Here is an 8,960-nt window from a genome sequence, read left to right as displayed (position 1 = left end):
CGTTGCTGTAATCAACCGATAAATCTTTCCCTTCACGGGTTTTAACTGAAAGCGTAGTTCCTCTCCATCCAGTGCTACGAATACTCTTAGCTTTTTCTTGCTTTTCTAATATGGGCGCTAATACCCGTAACACAGTTCTGTCATTGGGCGGCTTAGAGTCCTCCAACTCACGGGCTTTAGCCTGGACTCTGAGAGCAACTTGTTTTGGGGTCATACGTTTACTACCCTTGTTCCCCTCCTTGTAAGTTTTGGTAATGAATTTTTCCCAAAACTCACCAATGCGATGTGTTCCTTTATCAGCCCTACCTGTTTGAGCGAGTCCGACTAAACCATCTTGTTCCCACTTTTTCACCAATCTTTGTACCGTTCGCAACGATACACCTAGTTTCTCTGCTGCTTCCCGCAACTTTTGTCCATAAGTTGTGCGATCGCAGGGTTCCAGTAAACTTTGGATTACCTCAAGCTTTACTTGGGCTTCCTCTGAGAGTTGTGTGGCAATTACATTCTTCTCAAGAGTTGTAGCACTTTCTCCTAGTAAGCCTTCCATAGGGATTGCCGAGGGATGAACAGCTAAATCAGGAGTTTGCTGACTGTTCATAATACACATTTTTTTTATAAAAACACATTGTTATTCTATTTATACACAAAGCGACAGTCAATTTGTCATTATTAAAATACACAAAAGCTTTTTTCTCTCTGATGAAGCGACAGATTAACTGTCATTATCATAGAAAATGACAGTTAATCTGTCACTGTCAAGATGTTATTCTAATACTGCTAAAACGCTGTAACCTATACTGAGCAAGATTTTAATGGATGACATTAATTTGTCACGGCGACAAATAATTAGTCACTGTACATTTCGCATAATGATAAATGAACACGATAGGGAGACGGTAATGCCCATTGGGTGCCAACTTAACCTAAAAATCATGTCCCGCAAGGAACTCAAGTTCCTTGCTAATAGCAAAAGTCTTCTAAAGATGAGTAAGTATTAGGACTTACGCACTGTACAAATTGGCCATCGTATGGGTTACGGTTTTTGGTCGTTTCAGGCGCTTCGCATAACCCCAATTTATTCCCATATTTACGTAGACGTAGCCTGTCGTAAACATCGCTGAGTGCTAAACACGGCTGAAATACCCAAATTGCGTGTAGTACTTATGTACAATGCGTAAGTCCTGAGTATATACCTAAGAATCTTTAGTCTAGTGAAGTAGATTAAGGCTTGTAGCCTGGAACTTTAGTTCCAGGCGGGTGAGGATGAGGAAGCCAACAGTTAAGCTTAAGTTGATAAGTATAGGTAATACCAGAGTGAACGCACGGCATTTCTAAAACCCTTGCTGGATAAGGATCTTGATGAAAAAATAGCCTAAGCAATGAAACGCCCAAACCCTTGCTATTAAAGGATTTTTATACTTTAGATGCATTTACCCTGTGGGTAATACCGTGTCCCTAGCCGTGTAGTTTATTTAAAAGAAAATCGTTGTAGAAGTAAGCAATTCCACTGGAGTATTTGATAAAGGATTAAACAATTTATGGTTAATACTTTATTTATAGCCGGAGTTTATCAAATTTGTGTAAAAAGATTACTGAATCTCTAAAGAATAGATTGATACTGTTGTTTACCAAGGTTAAGCTGGTAATAATATGAACAGGAAACCTTTTGATCCTGATAACTGGAATGACCGCTAATAGTTTATCAATTAGTCAGGAATATCCGCATTGTATTACGTCTAACTCTAGACAGGTAAATGTGCAAATTGCACAAGAAGAGGTTTATAGCTTCTTCATAAAAATTGTCAATACAATGTCACCAGAGGAAGTTTTGTGCGAATTCAAATCTTTTTTTATAGACGGTCTTGATTTAGAATATTCTCATTTTATACCTGAGATATACAAGATTTTTTTAAATGATAGAGAAGATGATTTTCGCAATACACTTAAACGGTGTATATATATAATAATTAATACTTGGAAAACTAATAGAAAAGATAAATATATCCAAAAACTAGTTAATTTATTTGCTATTAAAAATTTAAAAGTAAAAGCCAATTATTTGCCAGGGTTAAATATCTGTAAAAGCTGGCTAGAGAATTTTATAGACAGCAAAGACTATCAAGAAATAAAACTATTTGCTGCTAAACATGACGAATTACATAAAGGTCATTGGGCTAATCGCTACACTTCTTATTTCTTAGTTGCTCAATCTGTTAACGAGAATAATCCAAGAGAGCAACAAGAAGCTGCCAGAAAGCTTTATAGACAGATAAAAGACAAATATAAGTTTGAACTAGCAATGTATATCGCTCGTTCTCAATCTGCCGTTCCAAGCACGACATGCTACAAAAATCCTAGTGTCTTGGGAGATAATGTTCTGCATTTAATAAAAGCTATTGTTTTAAAAAAGGGTGCATTTAGCCATGAAAATATTGCCAATATATTTATCAAGCAAACTCAAGGGCAAACCCTTGAACAGTTTAAAGTAAGTATAGAAAAATATTTATTTTTTTCTGTAGACAATCAAGAATTAGTTAAGACTTTGCGGCAGCAGTTTGCAGAAATGTTATCTTTATGGAAGAAAGATTATAATCAAGAAATTCTCACTAAAGAATTATTTTTGAGAGCCTGTAATCGAGTGATTGATTGTTTTACAACAGAAAACGGCAAACAACCTTCATTATTATTTGTATTACTACTTACTCAAGGCCACTCTTTAACATTGGTGATTATACTCTTAAAGACTATTTTTATTTCTAGAAATTCCCGTAGGCATTTAGAAATCAAAATTGCTCATTTGATTCGTTATTACGAAAAATATCCTGAACATGAGTGTAAATGGGTAATCAATTTTATGGAAATTTTTAATATAACGTTTGCAATTTACGCAGAAAATGTAGAATACAACTTGATTAAGATGGAAGAAGACGAAAGCAGTAATCCGCAATTAAATCTGGATGCTTATCGTGTGTTTTCACAGATGAAGGTGGATAAACAAAAATAAGTGTTGTCTGATTCATGATTTAGCAAGGCGTTCGTCTAACCAAGCCAAAGCAGCACCCGCAGTTTCAGCTAGAATACTAATGAGGCGATATAGAGCGATCGCACTAAATACTAGGGCCGATGGAAAGTGGTATCGTAAAAGTTCATACGCAGTCGCTTCAAAAACACCTAACCCACCAGGCGCACCCGGAATAACAAGCCCCAACAACCAAGCGCAGCTAAAAGCTCCTAATAACAAAGGAATTTGATTCACATCTAACGAACCCAGAGCGAACATAGTTAATATAAACCCAGTGGCGCGTACTATCATAAAGCCCAATTCTCCTAACAAAGCTCGTAGAGGATAGCTTTTAAGGCTGAAGGGAACAGTTGCTTCAGTCGTGACAGCAGACTTTTTTGCTTTCAATTTGTACAATAAGCGAATAACTGGGTTTAAAAACCAAGGATGAATCGCACAAAGAACTATAGCTAAACTCAGTAATTGTAGTATTTGCAGAACAAAATTACTATTAGCTGCTGCAAATTGGCTGCTGCATAAAACAATGATGATTAAAGCAGCCGCCAGCATGAGTAGGGGTTCTAGCAAAACGCTTAAGGTGGCTGCACCAGCAGGAACATTAGCATTTTTAGCGGCGACAATTCGCCCGTAATAATGCCAGATATTACCTGGTAAATACTTTGCTATGTTCGTTTTTAGGTAAACCTGGATGAACTGGGGAGGCGATACAGGTTGATTTAAGTCTTGCAAAATCCAAGTCCAGATCCAGCCTGCCCAAGTATGTGCTAGTAAAGTGACGCCTGTAGCGATCGCCACAATTGCCCATCCTACCCCATCAATGTGGATAGCAGTCACTCCAATCCAATTATCCTTCAGAGCTTTCGCTAAAAAAAACAGCGTTCCGCCCAAAATTATCCAACGTAAAAATTGCTTCATGAATTTAGTAATTTAACGGCTAGAGCAGGGCTGAATACCTCAACTATTACAGTACATCAGCTACCTATCCAAAGCTTTTGAAGTATTAAAGAGGTTTATGTAGTTCTTTTTCACAAAAGGATATTATTTTAATTTATATCTTCCTATGGTTAGATAAGAATATTCTATTAGTACTAATTAAAATGTGGCCTGCGCTAGAGGTAAAGTTAATTTTATTATTCATATCCTTAATAAAGGTTATGGAAAGTGAGCTAACCAAAACAAGCAGAATAATTTGCTGATCAATTCAATGATTTAGCAATTTCTTAGTTTATTAATATTTTGGTAAGGAGGACTACATGAACGCTGTGAGAGTATTTTTGAAAAAAATAAGATTGCGCCAGATATTAACTATCTTTTTAGCTGGACTATTGTTGATAGTTAGCACAGCTTGTAGTGGGGCAAATGCTCAAGGTGCAAATCCACAAAATCCTGCTGTACAAGCTGGTGGATCAAACAATCCTTATAAGAATGGTGGAGACAACTATACCAACAACAGCTTGTCTACCGATCCGAAAATAGTAAACCCAAAAGCCAATAAGGGACGCGACCAAGCTAGCTTACAACCAAGTTCGCAATTGTTGATTGCTATAAATAGAGAATCCGAGATACTTTATCCTGGTGCTGAAACACCAGCAGGTCGAGTCCAGAAAGAAGCAGAACTGCCAATCATCACAGATAAGGACTTCCAACAACCTGAACCAGGTGGTTTGATTCAGAATGAACCAAAGGTAGGAGAGCGGATTCAAGATCGGATTGAGATTGTAAAAGAGAATGTTGAAGAAGCTTCCGGCTTTTTGAAAGATAAGGGGGATGAAGCTGCTGCTAGACCTGAATTACAAAAAAATCCAGCAGTAGGCAGATAAAACTCTTATTTTTTCTGAATGCCTTGGATGTAAAATTAATTCAAAATGCCGTCTTGGTTGAAGTTTAGCCTAGTCACAAAAATGCAAGGAGTAGAAGTATGAAAAAAGCAATGAATTGGCTCAAAAGTATTCGTCCCTTGAAAGTTTTAACTGTTTTGTTTGCAGGAATATTCTTATTTCTGACACAAGCTTGTGGCGATCCAGGAGTAGCAACACAACCACCACAGGCTGAGAAGCAACCAGGTTATACTCAACAACGATACGATCCCACAAAAGATTATCCTCTCTCCTCTCCTGCTGGTGGGATAAATAACTTTAGTGATGTAGATCCTAGAGCGACAGATGAAAAGGCAGCGAATGACAAAGCTGATGCGCTGACAAGAAATGCTGAAAAGAGGATTGATGAGAAAGGGGTTGAAAGTCCAGGGGATTATGCCCGGAATTACAAACAAGGTACACCCCTTGGTGAAAGAGTGAAGAACCTGGGTGAAGATATCGGCAGTTCAGCTGAAGAAGTTCGCAAAGGTGTTGTTAAGGGGACTCAGCGAGGAATTGAAAATATCAAGGGTAATACCCAAAATGCAGCCGAAGATGTGACAAAAAATGTTCAGCGTGGGGCTGAGGATGCTGGTAAAAAGGTTCAGCGCACAGCTGACGATGCAGGCAACGCAGTGAAAAGGGCAGTTGATTGAAATTAGTCATTTAATCTTCTGCAAAAATATGAAAGCGCCCACAGACCTTTAGTCTGGGGTTATCTAAACAAAGCCTGCCTATGCAGGCTTTGTTTGAGTTTTGGGTGGATAGGAAAGACTTATATCATGTCCGCTTGATTGCTTATTAAACCCGAAGAACCCCAAAGAGCCAAAGCTATGCTTTGTGTCCCCTCCCGCCTCTTCGAGAGGGGATTAAGGGGAGCTAGTGCGAATTACGCTGACATGATATTACGCGGTCTATGATCGCACCCTTGAACTAATAGCCTTTGTCAAACTGAAGCGATCGCTAATTAACGTGAGTTCGATGAACCTCTTCCTGCCTTCTTCAAGGTTATCGTCTTATACTGCCTGTACCTAACACCTTCTGTGATCCTTCAACGATTTGGTAGAGTTTATCTTCAAATTTTTGCATACATGCTGACCAATCAAAGTCAAGTATGGAGGGGCGAGCGTTCCGAGTCATATCTGCTTTCAAATCGGGATTTTCTAAAATCGCAATCACCCTTTGGGCAAAGTCTGTGGGATTGTTGGGTTGGGCAAGAAAGCCGTTATGACCAGGAGATACCTGTTCTGAGATTAAGGGTGGAACAACAACAGCAACTACAGGGGTTCCAGACGCTAACGCCTCGTTATTTGTAGTGCAGAAGTTTTCGGTAACAGAAGGATTAATAAAGACATCTGCTCTGGCAAACCAACCTAAAAGTTCTGTACCGTGAGACTCACCCCATACAGTAATACCCGATCCAAATCTTTGGGCACGCTGACGAATTTCCTCATCTAGCGGACCACTACCAATAATCACCAAATGAACATCAGGGATTTTGGCAGCGATGAGCGGAAATATATCAAGCAGTTGGTTGACGTTCTTTTCCGGGGTGATGCGGCCGACAAACAAGAGAGTTGGTCGGTTGTCGTTAGGAATAGGGTTATAACAAATGTTTCGCGGGTGAAATCTCTCGCAATCGATGCCTTGATAAGGAACGTATTCCGCGCGTTGGCATTTCAGTTCTTTGTATTTAGTGAGTTGTTCTTGAGAACAAAAGTAATTGAAGTCATAAAACTCACTAAATTGCTTGACTAAAGCGGGAATAATAGGACGAATCAACCTGAAGAACTGATCTCCAAAATAATATCTGATATACGCAACGATGTCTGTATGGAAGAGTGATATTATTGGAGTACTTGTTCGTTTTGCGTATTTAGTCCCGATTGGGCGACCATAACCTTGCAAGAAAAATGAGTATAATCCTCTCATTTGTGCGGCTTCTTCAACCACTATAATGTCAGGCTTGAATTTCTCCAACAACTTGGTATCGCTCCAATGTCGATAGTGCAATGGTTGAGGAAGAGACTTGTAGAATATCAGTGGTTGTGTAGGGAATGCGTAAGCAGAGAAATTGGGGAAAGACTGAATTTCATCTAAACCTGGCATGGGGCGATTGCCAACATTTTTGGGGTAGCGATCGTTGATTTGCGGATGGATTAGAAAAACCTCATGTCCCTGCTCTAGCAACCAACGAACCCGTTGGTGTACCGCGACAGAAACTCCAGTTAGGAAAGGAGCATACAATCCTGTAAACAGTGCAATACGAAGTGGTTTTTTAGTCATAAAAAGGGAAATATTTTACGAGAATGCTGGTTTTGAATTTAGGGTTTACGCAGTAAATGTTTCATGAAAATCCTGATTATTTGCCTCATAAATTCTCACAAATACAGTTAGACTAAGTATTTACACATTTTCAACTAACCGAATTTTTGATTGTGAAGAGGATGTTTATAAACCGGAATTAGAAACTATCAAAACCTCCAAAATACTAAGTCATAATTCCCCTTAATATGTTTGTCTAAACCCTTACCATTAATCTAAATGCATTTTAGTAATTAACAAGCAAAACCTAGATTTTGATAAGGGTTATAGCTAAAATAATTTTACTAAATATAAGATTATATAATTTGAAGACTAGGGAATGTTTAGTGTAATAACTTTCATGCCCTAGTTCATATTTAGCAATTTAGTTCAAAGAGAAACCTTGCTATCAATAGGCTGATCCAACCATTGATAAGGGCGATATTCGACTAGCCGGACATTCCAGGGCCCTTGAACCCGATAGGAAACACCGCGCCAAGTAACTGTTGAAACCCAGAGGGATGATAGCATCGCTAACCCATAAACCCACTGTGTCAAGGGAATCGCAATCAACATTTTGATGATTGTAGCAGCTGATAATTTTGCGATCGCCTGGTCATTAGAGCGAACCACTCGCTGTACCTCTAATTCCAACACAAGCATTATCAAGAGTAACCCTACAGTATAGATACCATAGCAGCCTAACAATAGAGTCGCAGCTTCCCATTTTGCCTCTAACAACGACTCAAGAAATAAAATGATCAGTGCAGTAGGAAACAAGATGCTAGAAACAGCTTCACTAACTAAAGCTAACCAACGTGGGTGATACAGTCGAGAACAAAGAATGAGGCGCTTGAGATAATCTATTAAGTTGAATAAATTAGTCTCTTCACGATTTACAATCAGCAGTGAAGGCACAAACTTTACCTGTAACCCCTGTTTTTTGAGGATGTCGTGCATCATAAAATCTTCGCCTAAAGCTTGTCCCCACTTATCTAGCACTTCTGTTTGGCGAAGCACTTCTGTTTTCACAGCTAAAGTACCACCCCAAGGGATTTGAAAGATAAACATTTGCACAACTGTGGATACATTGCCGGCGTAGCGCACTAAAGATCCCCAATATTTACCTGTAGGTACATACCAACGATTACCTGTTGTTGCTCCTACTTTCGCATCCCCCAAAGGACTGACTAATTCTCGCAGCCAATTTACATGGACTATAGTATCAGCATCTACTAAAGCAACCACTTTGTAGGAATCATCCAACTCACGGACAGCTTGGATTAAAGAACTGCATTTGAGACTACAATTATTGCGTACTATTCTCAAAGGGCTGATTTGAACATTGGTCGCTTCTTGCTCTGTGATGGTTTCACTGGCAATTTTCCAAGCGGGGTCTTCCTGACTATCAACAATCAATTTTAAATCATATTGTGGATAGTTTTGGTTTAAGAGCGATCGCAAACATCTAGGCAAAAACGGATCAGCGCCGCGTAGGCAAAGAATCACTGCGGTTTTGGGTAACTGCTCATCTGGTAATAAGTTTTTTTTAGATGAGCGCAGATACCATATAAAGACAAGCGTAAAACACACCTGAATAACTAGCCAACCTGTCAAAGACTTAGACAGAAATATTGCCAAATCTTCCATTAAATTTTTAGTCTCCGACAGAATAAGGGATTGGACATGGAGCATTGGGAAGAGGACAAGGGGCAGAGAGCAGGGAGCAAAGGGGAAAGAGGTAATTTTTGTTCTCCCCCTCCCCCCTGCCCCCTGCT

7 protein-coding genes are annotated in these 8,960 nt (G+C 39.2%); 3 read left to right on the top strand and 4 right to left on the bottom strand.

Going from position 1 to position 8,960, the window contains the following annotated elements:
* Nucleotides 1-598: helix-turn-helix domain-containing protein (locus ACFE90_RS32500; protein WP_375506434.1), on the bottom strand; the 598-nt coding region annotated here is incomplete at its 3' end.
* Between the two features lie 1,086 nt (nt 599-1,684).
* Here ACFE90_RS32500 and ACFE90_RS32495 point away from each other — a divergent pair.
* Nucleotides 1,685-3,004, top strand: coding sequence for a hypothetical protein (locus tag ACFE90_RS32495; RefSeq protein ID WP_375506433.1), 1,320 nt, complete (start codon nt 1,685-1,687; stop codon nt 3,002-3,004).
* A gap of 12 nt (nt 3,005-3,016) precedes the next feature.
* On the opposite strand, the gene ACFE90_RS32490 is transcribed toward ACFE90_RS32495, so the two are convergent.
* Nucleotides 3,017-3,937 carry a lysylphosphatidylglycerol synthase domain-containing protein gene (locus tag ACFE90_RS32490; protein WP_375506432.1) on the bottom strand — a complete coding sequence of 307 codons (921 nt, stop codon included), beginning with the start codon at nt 3,935-3,937 and terminating at the stop codon, nt 3,017-3,019.
* Between the two features lie 338 nt (nt 3,938-4,275).
* Between ACFE90_RS32490 and ACFE90_RS32485 the strand changes: the two genes are divergently transcribed.
* Both ACFE90_RS32485 and ACFE90_RS32480 read left to right on the top strand, forming a co-directional pair.
* Entirely contained in the window at nt 4,276-4,842 is a 567-nt protein-coding gene (locus ACFE90_RS32485; protein WP_375506431.1) for a DUF6658 family protein, read from the top strand.
* A 98-nt stretch (nt 4,843-4,940) separates the two neighbouring features.
* Nucleotides 4,941-5,534, top strand: coding sequence for a hypothetical protein (locus tag ACFE90_RS32480; RefSeq protein WP_375506430.1), 594 nt, complete (start codon nt 4,941-4,943; stop codon nt 5,532-5,534).
* Between the two features lie 352 nt (nt 5,535-5,886).
* Here ACFE90_RS32480 and ACFE90_RS32475 read toward each other — a convergent pair whose 3' ends face one another.
* Together ACFE90_RS32475 and ACFE90_RS32470 are read right to left on the bottom strand one after the other, a co-directional pair.
* The gene (locus ACFE90_RS32475; protein WP_375506429.1) at nt 5,887-7,164 is read right to left on the bottom strand and encodes a glycosyltransferase; all 1,278 of its coding nucleotides are present in this window, start codon (nt 7,162-7,164) and stop codon (nt 5,887-5,889) included.
* Between the two features lie 408 nt (nt 7,165-7,572).
* On the bottom strand, nt 7,573-8,832 hold the full coding sequence (locus tag ACFE90_RS32470; RefSeq protein ID WP_375506435.1) for a glycosyltransferase: 1,260 nt from the start codon (nt 8,830-8,832) through the stop codon (nt 7,573-7,575).
* Nucleotides 8,833-8,960: the final 128 nt, after the last annotated feature.

This window comes from uncultured Nostoc sp. (genome assembly GCF_964245445.1).
Taxonomy (GTDB): domain Bacteria; phylum Cyanobacteriota; class Cyanobacteriia; order Cyanobacteriales; family Nostocaceae; genus Nostoc.
This window is presented reverse-complemented; position numbering and strand designations above follow the sequence as displayed.